The sequence below is a fragment of the Mesorhizobium kowhaii genome (assembly GCF_042431665.1).
Lineage (GTDB): Bacteria > Pseudomonadota > Alphaproteobacteria > Rhizobiales > Rhizobiaceae > Mesorhizobium > Mesorhizobium kowhaii.
In genome coordinates this window covers 138,272-162,015 of the sequence record NZ_JBHLYT010000002.1, presented here as the reverse complement: position 1 = coordinate 162,015, position 23,744 = coordinate 138,272, and the positions used below count along the sequence as shown (strand labels likewise).

General features: G+C 62.1%; 22 protein-coding genes and 1 pseudogene. 17 read left to right on the top strand and 6 right to left on the bottom strand.

The window, feature by feature from the left end; all coding sequences use genetic code 11:
- Window positions 1-170 precede the first annotated feature (170 nt).
- The 14 genes from ACFFNA_RS01535 to ACFFNA_RS01470 all read left to right on the top strand — a co-directional run bounded on the left by ACFFNA_RS01535 (window position 171) and on the right by ACFFNA_RS01470 (window position 15,430).
- Window positions 171-434: a hypothetical protein gene (locus ACFFNA_RS01535; protein WP_167392187.1), complete on the top strand. Its 264-nt coding sequence runs from the start codon at window positions 171-173 to the stop codon at window positions 432-434.
- Window positions 435-661: 227 nt separating this feature from the next.
- Window positions 662-2,095, top strand: a complete 1,434-nt coding sequence (locus ACFFNA_RS01530) for a UbiA family prenyltransferase (RefSeq protein WP_378915056.1) — start codon at window positions 662-664, stop codon at window positions 2,093-2,095.
- 2 nt (window positions 2,096-2,097) lie between these two features.
- Window positions 2,098-3,450 carry an FAD-binding oxidoreductase gene (locus ACFFNA_RS01525; protein WP_378915054.1) on the top strand — a complete coding sequence of 451 codons (1,353 nt, stop codon included), beginning with the start codon at window positions 2,098-2,100 and terminating at the stop codon, window positions 3,448-3,450.
- Between the two features lie 123 nt (window positions 3,451-3,573).
- Entirely contained in the window at window positions 3,574-4,005 is a 432-nt protein-coding gene (locus tag ACFFNA_RS01520) for an EamA family transporter (RefSeq protein ID WP_111547509.1), read from the top strand.
- Entirely contained in the window at window positions 4,002-5,009 is a 1,008-nt protein-coding gene (locus tag ACFFNA_RS01515) for an NAD-dependent epimerase/dehydratase family protein (RefSeq protein WP_378915052.1), read from the top strand. The genes ACFFNA_RS01520 and ACFFNA_RS01515 overlap by 4 nt, the downstream gene beginning before the upstream one ends.
- Window positions 5,010-5,115: 106 nt before the next feature.
- On the top strand, window positions 5,116-6,546 hold the full coding sequence (locus ACFFNA_RS01510; RefSeq protein ID WP_378915624.1) for an aspartate aminotransferase family protein: 1,431 nt from the start codon (window positions 5,116-5,118) through the stop codon (window positions 6,544-6,546).
- Between the two features lie 22 nt (window positions 6,547-6,568).
- Window positions 6,569-7,801, top strand: coding sequence for a hypothetical protein (locus ACFFNA_RS01505; RefSeq protein WP_378915050.1), 1,233 nt, complete (start codon window positions 6,569-6,571; stop codon window positions 7,799-7,801).
- Window positions 7,798-8,556 carry an FkbM family methyltransferase gene (locus ACFFNA_RS01500; protein ID WP_111547505.1) on the top strand — a complete coding sequence of 253 codons (759 nt, stop codon included), beginning with the start codon at window positions 7,798-7,800 and terminating at the stop codon, window positions 8,554-8,556. The genes ACFFNA_RS01505 and ACFFNA_RS01500 overlap by 4 nt, the downstream gene beginning before the upstream one ends.
- Before the next feature lie 159 nt (window positions 8,557-8,715).
- Window positions 8,716-11,277: a GcvT family protein gene (locus ACFFNA_RS01495; RefSeq protein WP_378915048.1), complete on the top strand. Its 2,562-nt coding sequence runs from the start codon at window positions 8,716-8,718 to the stop codon at window positions 11,275-11,277.
- Between the two features lie 94 nt (window positions 11,278-11,371).
- Complete coding sequence (locus ACFFNA_RS01490; RefSeq protein WP_378915046.1) at window positions 11,372-12,220, top strand: DUF1194 domain-containing protein; 849 nt, start codon at window positions 11,372-11,374, stop codon at window positions 12,218-12,220.
- 115 nt (window positions 12,221-12,335) lie between these two features.
- On the top strand, window positions 12,336-12,680 hold the full coding sequence (locus ACFFNA_RS01485; RefSeq protein ID WP_378915044.1) for a peptidase inhibitor family I36 protein: 345 nt from the start codon (window positions 12,336-12,338) through the stop codon (window positions 12,678-12,680).
- A 147-nt stretch (window positions 12,681-12,827) separates the two neighbouring features.
- Window positions 12,828-13,778, top strand: a complete 951-nt coding sequence (locus ACFFNA_RS01480) for an ABC transporter substrate-binding protein (protein WP_378915042.1) — start codon at window positions 12,828-12,830, stop codon at window positions 13,776-13,778.
- A 90-nt stretch (window positions 13,779-13,868) separates the two neighbouring features.
- Window positions 13,869-14,642 (top strand): ABC transporter permease, encoded by a 774-nt coding sequence (locus ACFFNA_RS01475; RefSeq protein ID WP_095087985.1) that lies wholly within the window; start codon window positions 13,869-13,871, stop codon window positions 14,640-14,642.
- Window positions 14,639-15,430 (top strand): ABC transporter ATP-binding protein, encoded by a 792-nt coding sequence (locus ACFFNA_RS01470; RefSeq protein WP_378915040.1) that lies wholly within the window; start codon window positions 14,639-14,641, stop codon window positions 15,428-15,430. Before ACFFNA_RS01475 ends, ACFFNA_RS01470 begins: the two co-directional genes overlap by 4 nt.
- Before the next feature lie 19 nt (window positions 15,431-15,449).
- Here the strand turns inward: ACFFNA_RS01470 and ACFFNA_RS01465 are convergent, their stop codons facing one another.
- The 3 genes from ACFFNA_RS01465 to ACFFNA_RS01455 form a co-directional block, all read right to left on the bottom strand.
- Window positions 15,450-16,388, bottom strand: a complete 939-nt coding sequence (locus ACFFNA_RS01465) for a GlxA family transcriptional regulator (protein WP_378915622.1) — start codon at window positions 16,386-16,388, stop codon at window positions 15,450-15,452.
- Between the two features lie 348 nt (window positions 16,389-16,736).
- Window positions 16,737-16,871, bottom strand: a complete 135-nt coding sequence (locus tag ACFFNA_RS01460) for a hypothetical protein (protein ID WP_013894968.1) — start codon at window positions 16,869-16,871, stop codon at window positions 16,737-16,739.
- A 339-nt stretch (window positions 16,872-17,210) separates the two neighbouring features.
- The gene (locus ACFFNA_RS01455; protein WP_378915037.1) at window positions 17,211-17,396 is read right to left on the bottom strand and encodes a hypothetical protein; all 186 of its coding nucleotides are present in this window, start codon (window positions 17,394-17,396) and stop codon (window positions 17,211-17,213) included.
- 228 nt (window positions 17,397-17,624) lie between these two features.
- Between ACFFNA_RS01455 and ACFFNA_RS01450 the strand changes: the two genes are divergently transcribed.
- Together ACFFNA_RS01450 and ACFFNA_RS01445 are read left to right on the top strand one after the other, a co-directional pair.
- On the top strand, window positions 17,625-18,524 hold the full coding sequence (locus ACFFNA_RS01450; RefSeq protein ID WP_111547498.1) for a LysR substrate-binding domain-containing protein: 900 nt from the start codon (window positions 17,625-17,627) through the stop codon (window positions 18,522-18,524).
- Between the two features lie 25 nt (window positions 18,525-18,549).
- Window positions 18,550-18,873 carry a hypothetical protein gene (locus tag ACFFNA_RS01445; protein WP_146606173.1) on the top strand — a complete coding sequence of 108 codons (324 nt, stop codon included), beginning with the start codon at window positions 18,550-18,552 and terminating at the stop codon, window positions 18,871-18,873.
- Here ACFFNA_RS01445 and ACFFNA_RS01440 read toward each other — a convergent pair.
- Together ACFFNA_RS01440 and ACFFNA_RS01435 are read right to left on the bottom strand one after the other, a co-directional pair.
- Complete coding sequence (locus ACFFNA_RS01440; RefSeq protein ID WP_111547497.1) at window positions 18,792-19,772, bottom strand: alpha/beta hydrolase fold domain-containing protein; 981 nt, start codon at window positions 19,770-19,772, stop codon at window positions 18,792-18,794. The two genes, ACFFNA_RS01445 and ACFFNA_RS01440, sit on opposite strands and share 82 nt — an antisense overlap.
- A gap of 244 nt (window positions 19,773-20,016) precedes the next feature.
- The gene (locus ACFFNA_RS01435) at window positions 20,017-20,202 is read right to left on the bottom strand and encodes a hypothetical protein (protein ID WP_111547664.1); all 186 of its coding nucleotides are present in this window, start codon (window positions 20,200-20,202) and stop codon (window positions 20,017-20,019) included.
- 296 nt (window positions 20,203-20,498) lie between these two features.
- Between ACFFNA_RS01435 and ACFFNA_RS01430 the strand changes: the two are divergent.
- Window positions 20,499-21,517 (top strand): annotated as a pseudogene (locus ACFFNA_RS01430) (acyltransferase family protein).
- A 70-nt stretch (window positions 21,518-21,587) separates the two neighbouring features.
- On the opposite strand, the gene ACFFNA_RS01425 reads toward ACFFNA_RS01430, so the two are convergent.
- Window positions 21,588-23,657: an ASKHA domain-containing protein gene (locus ACFFNA_RS01425; protein ID WP_378915034.1), complete on the bottom strand. Its 2,070-nt coding sequence runs from the start codon at window positions 23,655-23,657 to the stop codon at window positions 21,588-21,590.
- Window positions 23,658-23,744 lie beyond the last annotated feature (87 nt).

Below are 23,744 nucleotides of genomic sequence, written 5' to 3'. Positions count from 1 at the left end.
TGACAGTCAACTGGCCTTCGAACAGGCGCGCTCGCAACCGGCCAAAGCCAATTGCGGCATGAATGCGGCATTCAGTTGCGGTTCAGCTTCCATCTCATATAAGCTCCCATGCAAAGGCGAAAATGCCTTGCGAAATGCAACAGAGGCGGTGGGAACACCGATATTGCAACATGTGGAAGTCTCTCGTCGCTGCCGTCGCCCTGGCCGCCGCCATCGGCTCGACCCATGCCGCCAGCGCGGTCAACAAGGACGCCGAGACCCGCACGCTGATCGTGACGGAGGGCGGCAGCAAGTCTGACCTTGCGCTGGCTGCTGGCGAAACCGTTGAATTCTGCCCGAACGGCTGCTTCGTCACCTTGCCCAATGGCGATCTCGAAGCTCTTACCGGCTCGGAAACCGTCGAGATCTCGGGCGGCGTTGCCCGCATCAAGTAGTTCCGACGGCATGACAGGAAAGGCCGGGCATTTGCTCGGCCTTTTATTGTTTCCGGTCATTGCTGCTTAACGATGACGGGGGAAATACCGTGATCCGGACAGGCCCGCACCGGGCGTTTTAACATTCGCTATGCCGTTCCTAGCTATACCAGCTTCAAGACGCCGAGACGCGGCGCGCAACGAGATTCCGGTTTTCCGGATCACACGCTGGCAGGGCAGGACGGGCTATGGATGCGCGGTCGGACAGGAACGCAATACCGTTTGCGGTCGATCTCGACGGCACGCTGATCGCGACCGACCTGTTGTGGGAAGGGCTGTTCATCCTTCTCAAGAAGAACCCGCTCTATATCTTCCTCGTGCCTTTCTGGGCCGCCGGCGGCGCGGCCCGGTTGAAGCAGGCGATCGCTCAACGCATCGACATCGATCCGGCATCACTGCCCTATCGCGAGGGGCTGCTCTGCCGCCTCCGGACCGAGCACGCCGAAGGCCGCAAGATCGTTCTGGCGACCGGCACGCCGCGCAAGTTCGCCGACGCCATCGCTGCTCATCTCGGCATTTTCGACCGGGTGCTGGCCACCGACGGTTTCGACAATCTCACCTCCGGCAAGAAGCGCGCCTCACTGATCGCAGCCTATGGCGACGGCGGCTTCGACTATGCCGGCAACAGCCGCCACGACCTCCAGGTCTTCGACGCCGCGCGCACGGCAATCGTCGTGGCGCCCGACCGTCATGCCGCGCGCTGGCAGGCCGCACACGGCGCCGAGACGATGCCGACGCCGAAGCCGACGTTGCGGACTGTCGTCAAGATGCTGCGCGTGCATCAATGGCTGAAGAACTCGCTGATCGCCGTGCCGATGGTGCTCTCGCATGAATATTTCAACACCGACATGATCTGGGAATGCCTGCTGGCATTCGTCTCGTTCAGCGCGGTGGCGTCGGCCATCTACATCCTCAACGATTTCTTCGACCTCGCGCTCGACCGCAAGCACGCCACCAAGCGCAACCGGCCGTTCGCCAGCGGCGCGCTGACGATCCCGTTCGGTCTTGGCGCGATCGCAGTGCTGCTGGCGATCGGCATCGGCACCGGATTGCTTTTGTCGCCCGAATTCCTGGCCGTGCTTGGCGGCTACATGGTGGTCACGACGGCCTATTCGCTGTCGTTCAAGCGCATGCTGCTTGTCGACGTGCTGACGCTTGCCGGCCTCTACACGATCCGCGTCCTGGCGGGTGCGGCCGCGACCGGTGTCGACGTCTCGTTCTGGCTGCTCGCCTTCTCGATCTTCTTCTTCCTGTCGCTGGCGCTGGTGAAGCGCTTCGTCGAACTGCGCACCACCGCCATCCCGCCTGGCGAGCGCATTGCCGGCCGCGGCTACCGCACCGAAGACCAGGAGATCGTCGCCCAGGCGGGCATGGCTTCGGCCTTCTCCTCGGCGCTGGTGCTGGCGCTCTACATGGACAGCGTCGCGGTGCGCGAGCTCTATCCGCATCCGTGGCTGATCTGGCCGCTGGCGCCGATCGTGCTTTATCTCACCATGCGCGTCTGGATCCTGGCGCGCCGCGACGAGATGCATGACGACCCGGTCGTCTTCATCATCCGCGACTGGCGCAGCCAGATCGTGGTGCTGATCGGTGCAGTGATGCTGGTCATTGGAGGCTGGTAGGGATGGCCGCCGAACGCTTCCAGAGCTTTGGCCTTGCCACGCCGCCGGCGCCACGCGGGATCGGTGCCGACGATGGCATTGCGATGCTGAAGGGCGGCCAGGCCAAGCCAGCGTCGCTGCTCGCCTATGGTAACGGCCGTTCCTACGGCGATTCCTGCCAGAACGAGGCCGGCACGGTCGTCGACATGCGATCCCTGAACCGGATCCGTGCCTTCAACGCAGAGACAGGCCTTCTTGAAGCCGATGGCGGGGTGCTGTTGTCCGACATCATCGCACACGCTGCCCCTTACGGCCTCTTCCCGGCGGTTATTCCAGGCACCCAATTCGTCACGCTCGGCGGCGCCATCGCCAATGACGTGCATGGCAAGAACCATCACCGGCGTGGCACCTTCGGCTGCCATGTCGAGACCTTGACGCTGCTCAGGTCTAACGGAAAGACTTATCGCTGTTCGGCGACCGATAATGCCCGGCTGTTTCGGGCGACGATCGGTGGCATGGGGCTGACTGGCCTCATCCTCTCGGCCTCGATCCGGCTGATGCGGGTGCCTTCGCTCGACATCGTCGAGACAGCGACGCCGTTTCGCGATCTCGGCGAATTTTTCGATCTGGCCGAGGCGGCCGACCAGGTCAATGAATACGCGGTCGCCTGGATCGATCAGCTGGCCGGCGGCCGCAACAGTGGTCGCGGCCTGCTGTTCACCGGCAATCACGCCGAGCACGGCTCGCATGCCGCCTCGCGCGCCGGCGGCACCCTCTCGGTGCCGGTCCGGCCGCCATTCAATGTCCTCAACCGCCCGTTCCTGACCGCGTTCAATGCAGCCTACCGGTGGAAGAAGGGCCGGTCTGCGGCGCCGCGCCAGGTCGGATACCAGGGCTTCTTCTTTCCGCTCGACGGGGTGCGCGACTGGAACCGGCTTTACGGACCGAAAGGGCTTTTCCAGCACCAGAGCGTGGTGCCGGAAGAGGCGGCGCGCGAGGCGGTGCCGGCGCTGCTGGCGGCTGCAAGGCGAGCCGGGCAGGGGTCGTTCCTCACCGTGCTGAAACGCTTCGGCTCCATCCGTTCGCCGGCGCTGCTGTCGTTCCCGCGTCCTGGTTACACGCTGACGCTGGATTTCCCCAACAGGGGATCGGCGACGCTGGCGCTGCTGCGGGAGCTCGATCGCATCACGGTCGAGGCCGGCGGCGCGGTCAACCCCTACAAGGATGCCCGTATGGGCGCCGACATCTTCGCTTCGTCCTTTCCCGAATGGCCACGGCTGGAGGCGCTTCGCGATCCCGCCTTCATGTCGTCATTCTGGGCGCGGACGGCAAAGAAGCTCGACATGCGGCGCAGTGCCGTCGAGGCTGCGGAATAGATAAAATTTGAAATAAGCTTGGTTAGCGTATCGCTAACTCTACAGTTCACTCAAAACATTCTTGTGGCTTCACGAAATGTTTGCGGGTTTGTAATAGGAAGCGTGAAGGGGTGTTGGGAACACATGAAATACATCGTCTTCATTCTCTTTACGGTCATGACCAATGCCGCTGCGCAGCTGATGCTGAAGCAAGGCATGATGTCGCTCGGGCCGATCTCGTTCGAGGGCGTCAATCCCCTGGTCAAGCTGTTGCAGATCGTCTTCAGCCCCTGGGTGTTCCTCGGCCTGTGCACCTTCGTCATCTCGATGGCCTCGCACCTCTATGTGCTGTCCAAGGTCGAGCTTTCCTTCGCCTATCCGTTCCTCAGCCTCGCCTATGTCGCCGTTGCCATCTTCGCCTATTTCGTCTTCCGCGAGGATCTCAATGGCTGGCGCATCGCCGGCATCGCCTGCATCTGCGTCGGCACGGTGCTCATCGCGCAAAGCGGGCGCGTGCATGAGGAGGAAACGGCTTCGCTTTCGTCCGATAAGATTCACAGCGAGATCATTCGATGAGACATTTGATTTTCGGTGGCGACGGTTTCGTCGGCCGCCACCTTGCCCCGAAGCTTGTGGCCGATGGTGAAGAGGTTGTCGTCGCAGACATCGTCAGGAGCGACCTGCCGCATTACCGCACTGTCCGCTTTATCAAGTGCGATGTCACCGATCCGGCTTCGGTCGCCGCGGTTGGGCTGAAGGCCGACGACATGGTCTACAACCTGTCGGCCAAGATGCTGTCGCCGATCCAGGTGCGGGCCAAGCGGCACGATTTCTTCTTTCCGGTCAATTTCCATGGCACCGAGCACATCATGCAGGCGATGGACAAGGCCGGTGCGCCCAAGCTCGTCCACTACACGACCGATATGATCTACGGCCACACAGTCACCCAGCCGATGACCGAGGAGCATCCGGTCGCGCCGCTTGGCGAATATGGCTGGTCGAAGCAGAAGACGGAGGAACTGGCAGCCGAATGGCGCAAGCGCGGCATGTCGATCTCGCTGTTTCGCCCGCGCCTGATCATCGGCCCGGGCAGGCTCGGCATTCTGGAAAAGCTGTTCAAGCTGATCGACTGGAGTTTTCCGGTTCCTATGATTGGTTCGGGCAAAAACCCCTATCAGTTCATCTCGGTGTTCGACTGCGCCGAGGCCGCGCGTGCCGCCTGGAAGGCGGGTGTGCCGAACGAGGCTTATAATCTGGGCTCGCTCAACCCGCCGCCGGTGAAGAAACTGCTCGGCGACCTGATCAGGCATGCAGGTTCGAAATCGATCCTGATCCCGACACCGGGCTGGGCGGTGAAGCGCACGCTCGACCTGCTCGACCTGATGAACATGCCGATCATGGATCCGGAGCAATATCTGATTGCCGACGAAGAGTGCGTGCTCGACGTCTCCAAGGCGGAGCGCCAACTCGGCTGGGTGCCGCAATATCGCGACGAGGACATGCTGATCGCCGCCTACAGCGAGTACCGGGCCAAGAAGGCCGGTCACGCCGTCGCCACCAAACATGTGCCCGCCGAATAGCGGGCTCGCAAAAACAGCTTTCGTTGCGCACGATCCTGGTCATGCGCGCAGACAGGAGATTGAAATGACCGTCATGGCCAAGCCCGAACAGACCAGCGCGCGCACCATGGTCAGCGCACCCGCGCTGTCGCCCGTCACCATCGCCAAGCCCGACCTGATCAGCGTCGAGCAGGCCAAGGCGATGGACGTCGCGCGCATGACCGACCTGTTCAAGGCGCATCTCAACCCTGGCCAGCTGCATTTCATGAAGCTGCTGGGCTTCCACAAGATCAAGATCGAGCGTGCCGAGGGCATGTTCTACATCGACCAGAACGGCCGCAAGATCCTCGACTTCTTCGGCGGCTTCGGCTCGCTGGCCTTCGGCCACAACCATCCGCGCATTCTGGAAGCGCGCAGAAAATTCCAGGAGGAGAAGCGCCAGGAGATCGCCATCGCCTTCATGTCGCAATATGCGGCGGCGCTGGCGCACAACATCGCCAAATGCTCACCCGGTGATCTCGACATGGTGTTCCTGGGCTCGTCGGGCTCCGAGGCGATGGAAGCGGCGGTCAAGCTCGCCGAGCGCGCCGCCGGTCCGAAGCGGCCGAAAATCGTCTATGCCGAGAATTCCTTCCACGGCAAGACCAAGGGCGTGCTGGGCATCACCGACGGCCAGCTTTATCGCGCCGACTTCAAGGTGGCGGACAATACGGTCCGTATTCCCTTTGCCGACATCGAGGCGGTCGAGCGCCTGTTCCGCTCCGACCCGGAGGTCGGCGTCATCGTGCTCGAAACCATCCAGGGCGGCGGCGGCATCATCCAGGCGCCGGCCGAATACTGGCAGAAGCTGCGCGCGCTCTGCGACCAGTATGGCGTGCTGTGGGTCGCCGACGAAGTGCAGTGCGGCTATGGCCGCTCTGGCCGCTTCTATGCCTTCGAGCATTATGGCGTCGTTCCGGATGTGACGGCGCTGGCCAAATCGCTTGGCGCCGGCAAGGCGGCGGTCGGGGCAATGATTGCCCGACGCGAAGTCTATATGAAGGCCTATGGCACGCCGAAGACGGCGATGATCCATGCGATGGCGACCTTCGGCGGCATGGGCGAGGCCTGCATCACCTCGATCGAGGGGCTCAACGTGCTCTATGACGAGGGGCTGATCGACAACGCAGCCGTTACCGGCGACTACCTGCTGCAGCGGCTGCAAGCGCTCAAAGACAAATACCCCAAGATCATCAAGGACGTGCGCGGCAAAGGTTTCATGGTCGGGCTGGAGTTCCATGACTTTTCGCAGACCTTGCCGATGGTGCTGCGGCCGATCGTCAGCGTGCTCGACGACAAGCTGAAAGGCTCGCTGTCCGGCTTCGTCGGCGCGCACTTGCTGCGTGACTACGACGTGCTCGTCGCCTTCACCGAATACAACCGCAACGTCATCCGGCTGGAGCCGCCGCTGATCTGCCAGCGCGAGCATGTCGACCGCTTCGTCGATGCCTTCGACAGCCTGCTGTCGCGCGGTATCGTATCGATCGTCAAGGATTTCGTCAAAAGCCAAGTCCGTTAAGCGAAGGTCGCTGAGCAAAATCATGCTGACCAAGTCTCCCGCTGCGAAAAACCCGCTCGACCGGCTCACCGAGGCCGGCCTGGCGTGGGGCGAGGGGACCTATGCGCGGCTGGCAGCACCCATCGGCGCGGGGGCTTTCGCGCTCTACATCCTGTTGACGGCGTTCACGGCATGGGTGATGCCGGACGCCAACTGGGACATGCTGCCCTATCTCGCTATCGCCGAGGAAGGCGCCTATCCCGATGCGCAGGCGCTGCACGACTATGCCTACAGCACCGTCAAGGCCGGCGTGTCGGCGGGCGACTACAAGACGCTGACCGACGATGGCGGCGGCTTCCGCAGCCATATGGCGGAGAATGCCGCCGACTTCCATTCGCTGCTCGGCATGTACCGGATCAAGTTCCTCTATGCCGAGATCCTGTCGACGATGAGCTCGGTGATGTCGCCGGTCGAGGCGATGCGGCTCGTCTCGGTGTTCTCCGTGCTGTTGTTCGGCGCGATCGCACTGCTCTGGCTGCGCTCGGAGCGGGCATTGGCGCTGGCGCCTCTGGTCGGCGCGGTGCTGATCATGGCCGATTTCGGCGACGTGGCGCGCGCCTCGACGCCCGATCTGTTGTGCTCGGCGCTGTTCCTCGGCGGGCTTTACGCCTATGTCCGCGGCCGCGAGGCGGCAACAGCGATCCTGCTCTTCCTCGCCTTCATGGCGCGGCCGGACAACATTGTTTTCCTTGCCATTTTCGCCGTGTTGCTGGTCGTGTTCCGGCAGAAGGCGTGGGGCGCTCTGGCCGGCTTTGCCGCGTCCTTCGTCGCCTATTTCGCCATTTCGCACTGGGCCCATCATCCCGGCTGGTGGCCACATCTGTGGTTCTCCAGCATCGAGCAGAATTACAATATGGATGGGTTCGAGCCGCCATTCTCGATCGTTGCCTATCTCAGGGCGGTTGGCACGTCCTTGCTGCGCGCCGTCAGCCTGAACAGTTGGGTCGGCGTGTCGGTGCTGGCGTTGGCCGGCTGGCATGCGGCCGGCCGCGCCGGCTTCCGCCTCGAGCGCCGCGCCGGCATTCTGTTTGCGGCGCTGGTGCTCGGCGTGCTGGCGAAATTCGCCGTGTTCCCGATTCACGACACACGCATCTATTTCCCCAATCTGATCCCGCCTTTCCTGCTGCTGGCAACGCCGCTGATGGCGCTGTGGGCGACAGTGGCGCGTGGCCAGCATCGCCCCGCCCTGCACGTCATTCCCGGAGACAAGTCATGAGTTCCGTATCCAACCTGGCGCGTATTGCTCTGTCGCTCGGTCTTCCCAGTGGACTTCTCGATCGCGGGCCGTCGCTGCGCGGCACAAAATTCCTGGCCAAGGCGGCGCTGAAGGCGCGCTTCGGTGGATCAGGACGACCGTTCCAGATGGTCAATGTCGGCGCCTGCGACGGTGCGCTGTTCGACGACGTCACGCCGTGGCTGCACCGCATAGCTGGCGCACGCGCCATGCTGGTCGAGCCGATCCCGTACAATCAGAAACGGCTGCGCGCCAACTATCCCGACACGAGCCGGTTCATCATCGAGCCGGTGGCTGTCACCAAGACGAAGGGCACGATCACCGTCCACACCTTCGATGCCGCCGCGCTCGAGGCCGGCGCGTTGCCGATCGAGTTCATCGGCTGCTCGTCGGTGACCGACACCAATCTGATGTCGGGCAAGAATGCCTGGGGCGAGGCTGACGCCAACTTCAACAAGTTCGCGCCGCATCTCAGGGATATCGAGGTGCCGTCGGAAACGCTGCAGACGCTGCTCGACCGCAACGGCATCAGCCATATCGACGCCTTCCTCGTCGACTGCGAGGGCGCCGACTGGGTCGTCTTCGAACAGCTCGACCTCAAGCGCTATCGCCCAGGCATGATCAAGGTCGAGGTCGGCGCGCTGCCGGCCGCCGAAATTGGCCAGGTCGTCGTCAAGCTGAAGACATCAGGCTACCAGGTCGGCTTCCAGGCCGAGGATGTGTGGGCCTTCGCTTGAGCTGGCGTTTCGAGCGAAAAGAGAACCGCCCAAGGCGCCCGATGTGAAGCATTCGCCTGTCTGGTCGCTCGGCTTTTTGCCAATGTCGCAAACAGGCTTCATCAGGTCCATCGCTCCGCCCTATAGTCCGCCCGCTTTATCACTTAGGAGTCGCGGGCAATGGCAGAGTTTCCGAAAAAGGCGAAGGTCGTCATCGTCGGCCTGGGCGGCATTGTCGGCGCATCGATCGCCCATCACCTGATCGAACGCGGCTGGAACGACATTGTCGGCATCGACAAGTCCGGCATCCCGACCGACATCGGCTCGACCGCTCACGCCTCCGACTTCTGCTACACGACAAGCCATGATTTCCTGTCGTGCTGGACGACGCTCTACTCCATCGATTTCTACGAGAAGATGGGCCATTACGCGCGCATCGGCGGCCTCGAAGTGGCTCGCGTCGGCGACGACAGCCGCATGGAGGAGATCAAGCGCAAGATCGCCTCGGCCAAGGCTTTTGGCACGCGCGCCCGCCTGATCGAACCCGCCGAGATCAAGCAAAAATTTCCGCTGATCGAAGAAGAGATGGTGCAGGGCGGCCTGTGGGATCCCGATGCCGGTCTCGTCATCCCGCGCTCGCAGACCGTTGCCGGCAAGCTGGTCGACCAGGCGGAAGCCTCCGGCAAGCTCAAATCCCTCGCCAACACGCCGGCCAGATCGCTGGTCGTCAAGAATGGCCGCATCACCGGCGTGGTGACCGACCGCGGCACCATCGAGGCCGATTACGTGGTCGTCTGCGCCGGCATTTGGGGCCGGCTGATCGCGGAGATGGTCGGCGAGGATCTGCCGGTCATGCCGATCGACCATCCGCTCACCTTCTTTGGCCCGTACAACGAGTTCGCCGGCACCGGCAAGGAGATCGGCTGGCCGCTGCTGCGCGACCAGGGCAATTCGGCCTATATGCGCGACACCGGCGATCCCAAGACCGCCGAAGGCGGGCAGATCGAATGGGGCTATTACGAAGAGACCAATCCGCGCCTTTGCCATCCGCGCGACCTGCTGGAGAAGGACCAGGCCCGGCTTTCGCCTTCGCAGCGCGATCTCGACATGGAGCAGATCCTGGGGCCGCTCGAACGCGCCATGGAGCTGACGCCGATCCTGGGCGAACTGGGCTACAACGAGAGCCATTCCTTCAACGGACTTCTACAGGTGACGGCGGATGGCGGCCCTTCGATGGGCGAAAGCCAGAAGGTGAGGGGCCTGTGGTATGCCGTCGCCATCTGGGTCAAGGACGGCCCCGGCATGGGCAAGCTGATCGCCGACTGGATGACCGACGGCCGCACGGCGATCGACCACCACGCCATCGACTATGCGCGTTTCTATCCGCACCAGACCAAGGAGCAGTTCATCTGGGATCGCTGCACCGAGACGGCGATGAAGGTCTACAATCCCGCTGTGCATCCGCGCGAACCCTTCTCCAAGGCCCGCAACATCAGGCGCTCGCCGTTCTGGGAGCGCGAGAAGGAACTTGGCGGCTATTTCATGGAACTCGGCGGCTGGGAGCGCGCCCACGGCTATGCCGCCAACGAGCATCTTTTGGAAAAATACGGCAACCGCGTGCCGGTGCGCGAGAACGAGTGGGACAATCGCCATTTCTGGCGCGTCTCCAATGCCGAGCATCTCGCCATGAGCGAGGATTGCGGCATCGTCAACCTGTCGCATTTCGCCATGTACGACGTCGAAGGTCCGGATCATGTCGCGCTGCTGGAATGGCTGTGCGCGGCCAAGATCGGCGGCGACAACAACATCGGCAAGGGCATCTACACCCACTTCCTCGACGAGGAAGGCATGGTGCGCGCCGACTTTACCGTCATCCGCATGGCCGACCGCTGTCGTTTGATCGACGGCGCCGATGCCGGCCCGCGCGACTTCCAGTACATGCGCCGCACGGCGCAGGACAAAGGTTTCGACGTCACGATCACGGATGTGACCGAGCAATTCGTTACCATCGGCATCTGGGGTCCGAACGCCCGGGCGACCTTGCAGAAGGTGGTCGAGACTCCGGACGGGCTCTCGCTTGAGAACTTCCCGTTCGCGGCGATCAAACCGGTCAGGATCGGCGGCAAGGACGTCACCGCCTTCCGCATCTCCTATGTCGGCGAGCAAGGCTGGGAACTGCATATGCGCTACGAGGACGGCTTGGCCGTCTGGGACGCGTTGCGCTCGACCGGCGTGATGCCCTTTGGCGTCGAGACCTATGCCAACACCCGCCGCATGGAAAAGAGCCTGCGCCTGCAGAATGCCGATCTTCTGACCGAGTACAATCTGCTCGAAGCCGATCTTGCTCGCCCGAAGGTCAAGGAGAACGATTTCAGCGGCAAGGCCAAGCATGTCGAGTACCGCGCCCGCGAGCACCAGCCGGCCATGCTGTGCACGCTGGTGATGACCAGCAATGTCGATGCGAAAGGTGTTGCCCGCTACCCCGTCGGCACGATGCCGGTGATGGACCCGAAGACGGGCGAAACGCTGGTCGACGAACTCGGCCGCCGGTCGTTCACGACGTCGATGGCGTATGGCCCGACCATCGGCAAGAACATCGGTCTCGCCTATCTGCCGTGGGCGTATGCCCAGGAAGGCCGCAAGCTCGCCATCGAGTATTTCGGCGAGACCTATCCGGTCGAAGTCGCCGCTGTTGGCTACAAGCCGCTCTACGACCCGGAGAACCTCAAGCCGCGCAGCTGATCGCCGGGCAAGGCGAAACGGCGTGAATGAAAAGCCCGGCTCATGGCCGGGCTTTTCTCTTTTTAAACCGGCGATTCTCGCTTACCGTTGCGGCATGTCTGCTTTTGCCTGTGCAAGACATCTCCTGTCGGGCAGCGCCGCGATGGCGCTGACGCTCTGGCTGACGCCGGTGTCCCTTGCGGATGAGCCGGTCGATGTCGAGCTGGTGCTGGCCGTCGATGTTTCGCTGTCGATGTCGCCGGATGAACTCGAGATCCAGCGGCACGGCTATGCGGCGGCGCTGACGCACGACAATGTGCTGCAGGCGATCGCCGATGGTGCTCATGGCAAGATCGCCGTTACCTATGTCGAATGGGCCGGCACCACCTGGCAGCGCGTCATCGTGCCGTGGACGGTGATCGCCAGCCGCGCCGACGCGGAGCGGGTGGTTGCGCAATTGTCCGCCCAGCCGCCCGGCAGCGCGCGGCGCACCTCGATCTCCGGCGCGCTGGAGTTCGGCTACGATCTTTTCGCCGAAAGCGGCTACCAGGGAGACAAGCGGGTCATCGACATTTCGGGTGACGGTCCCAACAACCAGGGCGCGCCGGTCAATCTCACGCGCGACGGGCTGGTCAAGCAAGGCATCGTCATCAACGGACTGCCGCTGATGACCCGAGGCGGCTTTTCCGGCGCCTACGACGTCAATAATCTCGATCGCTACTACAGCGACTGCGTCATCGGCGGCCCCGGTGCCTTCATGATCCCGGTCAACGACTGGACGCAATTTCCCGAAGCCATCCGCCGCAAGCTGGTGCTGGAGCTTGCCGGTCCGGCCTCACCGCAATGGGCAGCGGAAGAAGCTGCGCATCCGCCGGTGGTGCTGGCGCAGGACGCGCCCGCCAGCGACTGCCTGGTCGGCGAGAAGATGTGGCGCAACCGCAGCTGGATGTTCGACAGCCGCTAGGCTTGCCTCTTCGGCGGCCGCGAGGCTTGCCTCTCTGGCCGAAGCAATGGCAAACTGGCCAGGCCGCGCGATCCCGCGGCGGGGGCGCCGCGGTCAGAACCGAGGAAAACACCTGATGAAACGTCTTGCCATCCTGACTGCTCTCGCATCCGTGCTTTTTGCTGACGGCGCCAGCGCCCAATACAATGATGAGCCCGCCTGTATCATGTTCGAGCACGCAAATTTTCGCGGGCGGTCTATCGGTATGGGGTCCGACGATTCCGTGAATTTTCGCGGCGGTCAGTTCTGGAACGACCGTGTGTCGTCGGTGATCGTTCGCCGTGGTTGTACGCTCGTTGCCTATGAGGACTCGCGGATGGGGGGCCGTTCGATCGAGATCAGGCGCAGGGTCCGCGATTTCGGCGACAGCGAGTGGAACGACCGCATCTCGTCGGCGGAGTGTTATTGCGACGGCTACTGAAGCCATGTTGGATTTCCGGCGACCGGTTTCCGTTTCGGCGGCCGGCCGCCGATCCAGTTGCCTATCGCCGCTCACCATCCTGTTCATTGACAAGCCGATTGGCGTCTGTGAGACAATTTCCTCAGAGAAAACAAAAGGGGAACTGACATGACCAGGATCGCCGTTCTTGCCGCAACATTGACACTTGCCGCCGGCTTGTCCGCACCGGCGATGGCCGCCACCTCGGTCACCATCGGTATCAGCGGCTGGACGGGCTTCGCACCGCTGACGCTTGCCAAGCAGGCAGGTATTTTCGAGAAGCACGGCCTCGACGTGATCTTGAAGAAGGTGCCGCAAGCAAGCCGGCCGCTCGCCATCGCCAGCGGCGACCTGCAATGCGCCGCTACCACGGTCGAGACCTGGCTGGTGTGGAACGCCAGCGGCGTCACCACCAAGCAGATCTTCCAGCTCGACAAATCCTATGGCGCCGACGGCATCGTCGCGCGCAACGACATCAAGACCGTCGCCGATCTCAAGGGCAAGAATGTCGCGTCCTCGGCACCGGGCACGTCGCCCTATTTCATGCTCGCCTGGGTGCTGAACAAGAACGGCTTGTCGACCAAGGATGTGACCGTCGTCAATTTGGAGCCGGATGCGGCGGCACAAGCCTTCCTCGCCGGCCAGAACGATGCCGCCGTCACCTATGAGCCGTTCATCTCGGCGGTGCGCGACAAGTCCGACCAGGGCCATATCCTGGCGACGACGCTCGACTATCCGATGGTGCTCGACACGGTCGGCTGCACGCCCGAATTCCTCAAGGCCAATCCCGATGCCGCCAAGGCACTTGCCGACAGCTATTTCGAAGCGCTCGACCTGATCAAGAACGATCCGCAGAAATCCTACGAGATCATGGGCGCGGACGTGAAGCAGTCGGCCAAGGAGTTCGAGGATTCGGCGAAGTACCTGAAATGGGCCGACAAGGCCGACAACAAGCAGTTCTTCACTAAGGAATTCCAGGACTTTTCCAAGACCGCCGGCGATCTGCTGCTGCAGATGGGGCTGATCAAGGAAGCGCCCGACGTCAGCACGCTGGCCGATACCAGCGCGGTGTCGAACTGACAGTCCGGCCTTTGGCCATCACGCGGCGGCGCCTGGCGCCGCCGTTTTCTCCTGGACAAATGACGATTTGAAGATGGGGACGATTTGAAGATGCGCCCCTTGCATCCAGTCTCGCCGGGCATCCGAACCGTGCTCGGCATTTCCTTCTTCGTGCTGTTCGTTGCCTTCTGGGCGTGGATCACGCTTGGTGGGCACGTCAACCGAATCTTCCTCGCCGATCCGCTGTCGATGCTCCGAGATGGCTGGCGGCTGCTGGTCGAGGATCGTTTCTGGCTCGACATATTGATCACCATATGGCGCGTCTTCGGCGGCTTCCTGCTGGCCTCGGTCGTCGCGGTGCCGCTCGGCATCGCGATGGGCGCCTGGAAGCCGGTGGAGGCGTTTCTGGAGCCATTCGTCTCCTTCGCCCGTTACCTGCCGGCCTCGGCTTTCATCCCGCTGCTCATCCTGTGGGCCGGCATCGGCGAGCTGGAAAAACTGCTCGTCATTTTCGTCGGCTCGGTGTTCCAGATCATCCTCATCATCGCGGTCAAGGTCGGCAGCACACGGCGCGACCTGGTCGAGGCGGCCTATACGCTGGGCTCCACCAACAACGGCATCGTCAGCCGCGTGATCATGCCGGCCAATGCGCCGGAGATCGCCGAGACGCTGCGGCTGGTGCTTGGCTGGGCCTGGACCTATGTCATCGTCGCCGAGCTGATCGGCTCGTCCTCCGGCATCGGCTACATGATAATCAACAGCCAGTCGCGGCTGGCGACGGGGCAGATCATCTTCGGCATCATTGTCATCGGGCTGATCGGACTGTTGTCCGATTTCGCTTTCAAGGCCTTCAACCGCTGGCTCTTTCCGTGGAGCCTGGCGTGAGCAAGCTTCTCATCGAGGGCGTCTCGCGCACTTTCGCCGGCGTGCGTGGCGGAGAGCCGGTCAAGGCGCTGATGCCGGTCGACCTGGCGGTCGCCGCCAACGACTTCATTACCATCCTCGGTCCATCGGGCTGCGGAAAGTCGACACTGCTCAGAATTGTCGCCGGCCTGGAAGCACCAAGCGAAGGCCGGGTGCTGCTCGATGGCAAGGCGGTGACCCGGCCGGGGCCGGATCGCGGCATGGTCTTCCAGTCCTATACGCTGTTTCCCTGGCTGACGGTGGCTGAGAACATCGCCTTCGGCCTGCGTGAGCGCGGCATGGCCGAAAAGGAGCGGGACGGGATTGTCGCTTCCTATGTCGACCTCGTCGGCCTGAAAGGGTTCGAGAACCATTGGCCGAAGCAGCTTTCCGGCGGCATGCAACAGCGCACGGCGATCGCCCGGGCGCTGGCCAACGATCCCGAGATCCTGTTGCTCGACGAGCCGTTCGGCGCGCTCGACAACCAGACGCGCGGTTTGATGCAGGAGCTGTTGCTTGGCATCTGGGAGCGTCGCAAGAAAACGGTGCTGTTCGTCACCCACGACATCGAGGAGGCCATCTTCATGGCCTCGCGCGTCATCGTGATGACGGCGCGGCCCGGCCGCATCAAGTCGGATGTCGCCATCGACCTGCCGCATCCGCGCCATTACACGCTGAAGACCAGCCCGGAATTCTCGGCGCTGAAGGCGCGGCTGACCGAGGATATCCGCGTCGAGGCGATGCGGACGGTGCAGACGCAGCCGGCCTAGGCTATTTTGATGTGCCGGCTCAGGCCGCCAGCAACTGCTTGCGGTCGACGCGCTCCTGTTGCGGCGAGCGGGCGTAGAGTTCGCGGTAGCATTTGGAGAAATGCGAGGCCGAGACGAAACCGCAGGCGACCGCCACCTCGACCACCGGCATCGACGACTGGATCAGCAGGTGCCGGGCGCGGTCGAGCCGGATTTCGAGATAGTAGCGGGCAGGGGAGCGCCCCATCTCGGTGCGGAACAGCCGCTCGATCTGGCGGCGCGACAGGTCGACATGGTCGGCGATCTCGATCAGCGACAGCGGCTCGGACAGGTTTGCCTCCATCAGCTCGATGATGGTCAGCACCTTCGAGTTCTGGACGCCGAGGCGGGCGCGCAGCGGCAGGCGCTGGCGGTCGGTCGGGCTGCGCACGCGGTCGGTCAGCACCTGCTCGCAGACACGGTTGACGAGGTTATCGTCGAAATCGTCGCCGATCAGCTTCAGCATCATGTCGAGTGCGGCGGTGCCGCCGGCGCAGGTGTAGATGTTCTGGTCGATTTCGAAGAGGTCGGCAAAGACATTGGCCTTCGGGAATGCCTCGGAAAAGCCCGGCAGGTTCTCCCAGTGGATGGCGCAGCGCTTGTTGGACAGAAGGCCGGCGGCAGCAAGGATATGCGCGCCAGTGCACAGGCCGCCGACGGCGACGCCGCGATTGTACTCCTCGCGCAGCCAGGCGAAGGCCGACTTGTTCTGATAGCGCTCGACATTGATGCCGCTGCAGACGATGGCCATGTTCGGCCGGTCAGGGCCTGCCATCTTCTTGCGCTCTTCCTCCAGCGAGGTGTTGACCGCGCATTCGACCCCGTTCGAGGCGCGCACCGGCTTGCCGTCGATGCTGGCGAGACGCCAGCGATAGGCCTCATAGCCAAGCATGCGGTTGGCCGAGCGCAGCGGGTCGAGCGCGGTCGCAAAAGCGATCATGGTGAAATCGGGAACAAGGAAGAATACAAACGATCGCTTGATCGGATGCTTTACGGCGTTCAAGGGAACCTCACGCAGCCATGGCGCGAACAGGATGTCGCGAATAGCATAGCGACATCAGGAAAAACCATGTCTGTCAATCGGCTACGCCGCCAGGTCACGAATAAATTTGCGACATGGGTCGCAAATGGGCAATCGGCGTGCAGTGAGCCCTGGAAGCGGCGACCAGCTGTTCAGGGGCCGTGCAAACATGCGACCTGCGGCAGAACAAAAACGCCGCCTTGGCTGGAGCCAGGCGGCGTTACAGTTTTAAAAGCAGCGGCAGGGAAGCGTTGCCTGGAAAAAAGTTCAGGCGACGAAGCCGAGGCGCGCCGCAGCCATCGCGCCGGTCTGGCCGGGCATGGTGTTGGCGAGGCGCTGACGCTCGAGAGCTGTGGTCAGGTTCATTTCGCGGCGGGCGAAGAGGCGGGCAAAAAGCTTCATGATCATCTCCATTCGGTTGCTCAGACGGGTCGCCTTCGCTTGATGGAGTGGGGCAGCTCGTTTGCTGCCGCTGATATAGGCTTGTGCTGCGTAAAACTAAATCGCAAAAGCGAAGCGCTTGATATGAAATGCGACACCGATTGCGACAATTTTGGGCAGGATGCCCGAAATTTACGATTGTTTACAAGGCACTAATCGGGAAATTGGGTCGCTATGCGGCTTGCTCATATGCGTCATGCGCCGGCGGCATGGCTTCAAAACTCATTTGAATACAAATAAAACAGAGAAGGCCTGCCGGGTGGGCTGCGCGGCAGGCCTTCAGCACTTGATACACACGATCTACTTTGCTCCAGCCCAGGATCCGACGCCATTGCGAAGACCGGTCTTGGTGTCTGCAGCTTCAGGCCAGCCGATATCCTTCTGCAATTCGATCGGCAGGGAGTGGATGGCGCGTTCGGTCTGGTAGCGGGCGCGGGCCGCGCTGAATTCGGTCGCGATCCGACCGATGGACGACAGGATAGACATTTCATTCTCCTTTGATGCTGGGCCGGAACAGTCCGACCCTGGATGTGAGGCGTTGCACGCTGCGTGTTTCAACCCCATCTCATGTCGATTGCAGGTTTGTCTCGTGGCCGTTTCGGGGCCACTTCCAATGCGTCCTGCCTCGATGGTGTTGACTATCCTCCCAATCTGATGTTCAATCAAACGAAATGGGATGATGCTTTGTATCAGAAAAATTGAAGGTCACTTCCCATGAACGCCCCGCTCAACCATCCACTGCCACTGCTCGATCTCGACGTTTTGCGCACTTTCGTGGCGATTGCCGAGACCGGCAGCTTCACCACCGCCGCCAATGCTGTGTTCCGCACGCCGTCGGCCGTCTCCATGCAGATCAAGAAGCTGGAGGATATTCTCGGCCGCTCGGTGTTCGCGCGCGATGCCCGCTCGGTGTCGCTGACCACGGATGGCGAAATGCTGCTCGGCTATGCCCGCAGGCTGCTGTCGATCAACCGCGAGGTGGTGTCGAAGTTCATCATTCCCGAGATTGTCGGCGTTGTCCGGCTCGGCTCGCCAGACGACTATGGCGAGCGTGTGCTGCCGCATGTGCTGAAGCGTTTTGCGCAATCGCATCCGTCGATCGCCGTCGATGTCACCATCGACCAGAGCAGCAATCTGCGCCGGCGCATGGACGACCGGGCTCTCGACATCACGCTCCTGACCAACTCCTACAAGACCAGTGCGCTCGGCGCCGAGGTGCTGCTCACCGAGCCGATCGTCTGGGCCGGTGCCAAGGGCGGCTGCGCGCATCTGCGCGAACCCTTGCCGGTATCGCTGTGGGAAGAGGGCTGCGCCTGGCGGGCCGGCGCACTTGACGCGCTTGGCCGCGAAGGCCGCAACTACCGTATCGCCTATATGAGCGCGCACACGGCCGGCCAGCGCGCCGCGATCATGTCCGATCTCGCCGTGGCGCCGCTACCGAAGTCATTCCTCGGCAACGACATGGTCGAGCTCTCCCCGAAGGACGGCATGCCCGACATCGGCACCTACAATCTGGCGATGGTGGTGGCGCCGGACGCCAGCGCGCCGGTCAAGGCCGTCGCCGATCATATCCGCGCGACCTTCGAAGTGTTCCGGGAAACCGGCAAGTTCTGATGGGCCTGCTGTGAGCCGCGTTTCAGTGCTCACCGATCTTATCACATGCGGGAAGCCGATTGATGTTCTGGCTGCAATCGTAAGCGACCTGGGTTGGTCCGAGACGCCAGTAGTCGTCCTGACCACTGATCATATTTTGAGTGTGCTCCGACGGTTCCAGGCAGGAGAACTCACCGCTGCGGACGTGGAGGCGTGGGCAGACCTGATCGAATGCAGGGAAGATATCGACTACCAGCCAGAACGAGATGAAGAAATACTGGAAGCAATTTACGTGCTGGCCAATCCGGTCTTGAATGGCTCGCTAGATGAAGCCTTGACCGACCAGGTGATCGCCTCGATCTCGGCTTGACCAAGGGTTTTTTCCCCGACCAGGAAGGTCACGATGCTGTCGCGCGCCCGCCGTGCTTCAGGCATGTCGATCAGTGGCCAGACATGGAACATACCTTCTTCGTAGACGACCTCGACCTCGACGCCGACGGCGCGCGCCTTTTGCGCGAAGATCAGATTGTCAGGACTGAGGAGGTCGTGCGAGCCGGTTAGGAGCAGCGTTTTCGGCAGCACCGAGAGGTCGCCATAGAGCGGGCTGATGTGCCAGTCGCTGCGATCGAAGCCGGCGCTGTAGAGCCGGACTGCCTCCATCCCGCCCGAAATGCCCAGCCAGGGGTCGCGGCGTTCGGCCTCGAACACTTCGGGGTTGGAAAGCGACATGTCGAGGCCGGGTGAAATCAGCACATGGCGCGACGGCAGGGGCAGGGCCTGTTCCGCGGCCATCATGGTCAGCACCACAGCCATGTTGCCGCCGGCGGAATCGCCCATGAAGACGATATCCTCGGCCTCCGTCTCGTCGAGCATCTGGCGGTAGACATCGCCGACCATACCGAACATGGCGTGGAAATCGTGTTCGGGGGCGATGGGATAGATCGGCACGGTGATGCCGTAGCCCAGCCGGTCGGCCATGTCGGCGATCAGGTGCCAATGATAGGGCGTGATTTCAAAGACATAGGCGCCGCCATGCAGATAGAGAATCCGCTTCTGCTCGCCGGCCTTGGGGGCGATTTCATAGACGGGAAAGCCATCGACCGTATGCATCTCGATGTCGAGACGCTGATGCAGCGAGGCGGGCGGCTGGTGGTTCTCGGTCTTGCGCGCGGCAGCGATCCAGCGCTGCAGGTTTTCCGGGCTGGAAAACGCCTTCTTGCGGCTGTGCCGGAGCACGAACGACACGACGTGGCTTTTCAAACTTGGCATGCGGATACACGAACTTCGGCTGCAGCCGACTAAGAGAATTCCCCTCACTTGCGAAGATCGTGCCGTGGCCGAAAATGTCAAGTTTTACGCTATGTCTACACGGTGGTGTGATCCGCGCCTCGGTGCTTCTGCGGCGGTCAACGCCGCGGCAGAAGCGCGGCGCGCAGCCGGGTGTTGCCAGGCGCCGAGGCCGCATGTGGGCTCCGACGCCTGACGAGCAGCTTGCATTTGTCGGCGAATGTCATCAGCGCGCCGTACCCAGAAGCAGCGAGATGAGCGCGGCCTGCGGGTCGTTCGGCGGCGATGCCGGCCAACCAATGTCCTTCTGGACATGCGCCGGCAGGTTGTTCAAGGCCCGGATCGACTTCTTCCTGTCGTGGGCAATCTTGATGGCCACACCATAGCGGCCGAGGCTTTCGAACATCGACATTTTGGTCTCCTCCGGAAGGTCACTGCGGCAGGAAGACATTTCCGGCCAGCCTTCTATGGCGGCTTAAATGCGCCGCGCATGTTTCCAGCGGATTTCACGAAAACAGCGTTTCGGTTTCCGGATCAGCCGATCCGGAAACATTTGCATACAAATGAAATTGCATTTGATCGACGCCGGGGCGGGCTATCGTCGGATGCGTGATAAACGATCAAAAGGAATGCTGAAATTCTACCTTAAGATTTGCCGAGTTGACAAATGGCGGCAGATATTCGCTATTGTGCAGTGCAGCATTTTTGGTGGGAGGGGCGTTAAAGGGTAAAAGCGTGAATGAAATCCATAGTATTCAGTATCTTCGTGGGTTGGCCGCTTCCGCAGTAGTCTGTTTTCATATCAACGAGCAGTTCAACGGCCCGTTCGCGATTGGTGCAGCAGGTGTTGACATCTTCTTTGTAATTAGCGGTTTCATCATGTGGGTCTCGACGGTCGATCGCCCTGTCGCTGCACAGCGCTTCATGTGGCAGCGAATTGTTCGCATCGTGCCACTTTATTGGATAGTTACGTTGCTGACTGCGCTGGCAATTTTCGTCAAGCCGCAGTTTCTCTTCGGACACGTGTTGAGCCCTGCTAATTTTTTCGGGTCGCTGTTGTTTTTTCCAATGATGCAGAACGGGTCACTTCATCCCGTGGTGATCCAAGGCTGGACGCTATGCTATGAAATGATGTTTTACATCGTTTTCGCCTTGTCGCTCTTGCTGGCCAAGAAGCAGCGTTTTGGCGCGCTGATCGGCGCGATGCTGGCGATGGTCGCGATGAACTTTTTCCTGCTGCAAGGGTACCCCGGGGCCTTTACCTCTCCCATCGTGCTCGAGTTCGCGGCCGGTGTTGTCGTCGGGCGGCTGTGGATGAAGGATATTCGGCTGCGCTGGCGCTGTTTGTTGGCGGATTTCTCTTGCTGATGACGGCCCAGATGCTTGACCCTGAAATGCCCCGCGTCTTGCGTTGGGGCATTCCGGCGACCCTGGTCGTTGCCGGCGCGGTTTTTGCCGAGCGCGCGAGCCCGTTCAGGCCCATGGCCTTGCTCACATTTTTAGGCAATGCCTCGTATTCGATCTACATCTGGCACGTGCTGGTGGCTGTCGTGGTGACCGGTATCATGCTGCGGTTTGGAGTTCCGTCAATCTGGCAGCCGGCGTCGATTGCCTTTGTAAGCATTGCGATTTCCGCGGCGCTCTATCTGATTGTTGAAAAACCGCTGACCGGTTTGCTCAAATCCGTCACGCGCCAAAAGCCTGCCGCAGGTCAGGCCGCAGTCTGACTTGCGTCTGCCGCAGATTGAAACACAGGTGTAAGGCGGGGTACCTGAATCCGTTGTAACGCCGCACTTTCTATTCCCGGCCGCGCCGGGCCGCGTGGCCTTCGCGCGAACGCCGGCGCGGGGCGGCGTCGCCGGCGACGCCATCCTCGCTGACCGTCTTGCGCGGCGGCAGTTTCACCGCCGCCGACAGTTTCGGGAACGGATCAACCTTGTTCGGCAGCGCCATGGCGTAGACGAAATGCTCCTGGAATTTTGGTTCGAGCGCCGTCTCGATCTTCTCGATCTTGCTGACCGTGTCCTCGATCTCGCGACGATAGCCGCGGTTGAGCAGCGCCATGCGCGCACCAGCGCCGGCGGCGTTACCGACGGCCGAAACCTTGTCGAGATCGCAATCCGGGATCAGGCCCAGCACCATGGCGTATTTCGGATCGATGAAGGAGCCGAAGGCGCCGGCGAAATGGATGCGGTCGACATGGTCGGTGTTCTGCTTTTCCATCAACAGCTTGGTGCCGGCATAAAGCGCTGCCTTGGCGAGCTGGATGGCGCGCACATCGGTCTGGGTGATGGTGATCTTCGGTTCGCCTTCCTTCAGCACGTAGGAGAAGGTGCGGCCGCTGGCGGTGACGCGCGGCGAGCGGGCGGCAAGCCCGCCATCGATGACGCCGTCCTCGGAGATGATGCCGGCGAGGTACATCTCGGCCACGACCTCGATGATGCCGGAGCCGCAGATGCCGGTGACGCCGGTCGCCTGCACGCTGTCGAGGAAACCCGGCTCGTCGGACCACAGCTCCGAGCCGATGACGCGGTATTTCGGCTCCAGCGTGTCGGGGTCGATGCGCACGCGCTCGATGGCACCGGGGGCGGCGCGCTGGCCGCCGGAGATTTCCGCACCCTCGAAGGCCGGGCCGGTGGGTGAGGAGGCGGCGACGACGCGCGTGCGGTTGCCAAGCACGATCTCGGCATTGGTGCCGACGTCGACGATCAGCATCATCTCATCCTGGCGATGCGGGCCTTCCGACAGCGTCACCGCCGCCGCATCGGCGCCGACATGGCCGGCGATGCAAGGCAGCATGTAGAGCCGGGCGCCCTGGTTGAGCTTCAGGCCGATATCGGATGCCTTGATATGCACCGCGCCCGAAACGGCCAGCGCGAAGGGCGCGCCGCCGAGTTCGGTCGGGTCGATGCCGAGGAACAGATGGTGCATGATCGGATTGCCGACGAAGACGGAATCCAGGATGTCGTTGCGCTGGACGTTGCCTTCGGCGCAGACCTTGTCGACAAGACCGGAGATCGCCTCGCGCACGGCGACCGTCATGCCTTCGCGGCCATCGGGATTCATCATCACATAGGAGACGCGGCTCATCAGATCCTCGCCGAAGCGGATCTGCGGGTTCGACGTGCCGGAGGAGGCGGCGACGCGGCCCGACAGCAGCGACACCAGATGCATGGCGATGGTGGTCGAGCCGATATCGCAAGCCAGCCCATAGGCTTCGTTCTTGAGACCTGGCCACAAAGCGATGACCCGCGCGGTCTCCGAGTCGGCATCCTTGTAGATGGCGGCGGTGGCGGTCCAGTTGCCTTTGCGTAGAATGCCTTGCACTTGCTGCAAGAGATAAAAATCGAAGTCCAGGCTCTTGAGGTTCCAGTCCTTCATCAAAGCGATCTTGAGGCGGTCGAGATCGCCGAGCGGCTTGTGCATGTCGGGCTCTTCGATTTCGACATAGCACATGCGGATCGCCGCATCGCGGGCGATCACCCTGGTGTCGGCATCCTTGCGGATGGTCTGCGCGTTGATGACGGTATCCTGCGGCACGTCGATGACGAGGTCGCCGAGGATCTGCGCCGAGCAGGAGAGGCGGCGCCGTTCGGGCAGGCCGCGAACGCGCTCATAGCGCTCTTCCTTGGCACCCTTGGGCGTGATGTGGTCGTTGGAGGAAATGATCTTGTGTTTGGCGAAATTGCCTTCCTGCACTTCGATCTGGCAGCGCCCGCACGTGGCACGCCCGCCGCAGACGCTTTCGACATAGACGCCGAGCTGGCGTGCGGCATCCAGCACCGGCGTGCCGACCGGAAACCGCCCGCGCTTGCCCGACGGCATGAACAGCACGAGCGGATCGGTGATGTTGGCAGGTGAATTCATGCTTGCACGCGTCTCGATGACGATTGTCGATGCCGTTTAACGGATCGTTTCACTAATGGGCGGAGTGTCTGATGGTCCAGAGGCCAG

What these genes read in the sequence shown, in the direction of transcription:
- ACFFNA_RS01535 (WP_167392187.1), top strand. Translation starts at nt 171, where the DNA reads ATGTGGAAGTCTCTCGTCGCTGCCGTCGCCCTGGCCGCCGCCATCGGC.
- ACFFNA_RS01530 (WP_378915056.1), top strand. Translation starts at nt 662, where the DNA reads ATGGATGCGCGGTCGGACAGGAACGCAATACCGTTTGCGGTCGATCTC.
- ACFFNA_RS01525 (WP_378915054.1), top strand. Translation starts at nt 2,098, where the DNA reads ATGGCCGCCGAACGCTTCCAGAGCTTTGGCCTTGCCACGCCGCCGGCG.
- ACFFNA_RS01520 (WP_111547509.1), top strand. Translation starts at nt 3,574, where the DNA reads ATGAAATACATCGTCTTCATTCTCTTTACGGTCATGACCAATGCCGCT.
- ACFFNA_RS01515 (WP_378915052.1), top strand. Translation starts at nt 4,002, where the DNA reads ATGAGACATTTGATTTTCGGTGGCGACGGTTTCGTCGGCCGCCACCTT.
- ACFFNA_RS01510 (WP_378915624.1), top strand. Translation starts at nt 5,116, where the DNA reads ATGGTCAGCGCACCCGCGCTGTCGCCCGTCACCATCGCCAAGCCCGAC.
- ACFFNA_RS01505 (WP_378915050.1), top strand. Translation starts at nt 6,569, where the DNA reads ATGCTGACCAAGTCTCCCGCTGCGAAAAACCCGCTCGACCGGCTCACC.
- ACFFNA_RS01500 (WP_111547505.1), top strand. Translation starts at nt 7,798, where the DNA reads ATGAGTTCCGTATCCAACCTGGCGCGTATTGCTCTGTCGCTCGGTCTT.
- ACFFNA_RS01495 (WP_378915048.1), top strand. Translation starts at nt 8,716, where the DNA reads ATGGCAGAGTTTCCGAAAAAGGCGAAGGTCGTCATCGTCGGCCTGGGC.
- ACFFNA_RS01490 (WP_378915046.1), top strand. Translation starts at nt 11,372, where the DNA reads ATGTCTGCTTTTGCCTGTGCAAGACATCTCCTGTCGGGCAGCGCCGCG.
- ACFFNA_RS01485 (WP_378915044.1), top strand. Translation starts at nt 12,336, where the DNA reads ATGAAACGTCTTGCCATCCTGACTGCTCTCGCATCCGTGCTTTTTGCT.
- ACFFNA_RS01480 (WP_378915042.1), top strand. Translation starts at nt 12,828, where the DNA reads ATGACCAGGATCGCCGTTCTTGCCGCAACATTGACACTTGCCGCCGGC.
- ACFFNA_RS01475 (WP_095087985.1), top strand. Translation starts at nt 13,869, where the DNA reads ATGCGCCCCTTGCATCCAGTCTCGCCGGGCATCCGAACCGTGCTCGGC.
- ACFFNA_RS01465 (WP_378915622.1), bottom strand. Translation starts at nt 16,388, where the DNA reads ATGATCGCTTTTGCGACCGCGCTCGACCCGCTGCGCTCGGCCAACCGC.
- ACFFNA_RS01460 (WP_013894968.1), bottom strand. Translation starts at nt 16,871, where the DNA reads ATGAAGCTTTTTGCCCGCCTCTTCGCCCGCCGCGAAATGAACCTGACC.
- ACFFNA_RS01455 (WP_378915037.1), bottom strand. Translation starts at nt 17,396, where the DNA reads ATGTCTATCCTGTCGTCCATCGGTCGGATCGCGACCGAATTCAGCGCG.
- ACFFNA_RS01450 (WP_111547498.1), top strand. Translation starts at nt 17,625, where the DNA reads ATGAACGCCCCGCTCAACCATCCACTGCCACTGCTCGATCTCGACGTT.
- ACFFNA_RS01440 (WP_111547497.1), bottom strand. Translation starts at nt 19,772, where the DNA reads ATGCCAAGTTTGAAAAGCCACGTCGTGTCGTTCGTGCTCCGGCACAGC.
- ACFFNA_RS01435 (WP_111547664.1), bottom strand. Translation starts at nt 20,202, where the DNA reads ATGTCGATGTTCGAAAGCCTCGGCCGCTATGGTGTGGCCATCAAGATT.
- ACFFNA_RS01425 (WP_378915034.1), bottom strand. Translation starts at nt 23,657, where the DNA reads ATGAATTCACCTGCCAACATCACCGATCCGCTCGTGCTGTTCATGCCG.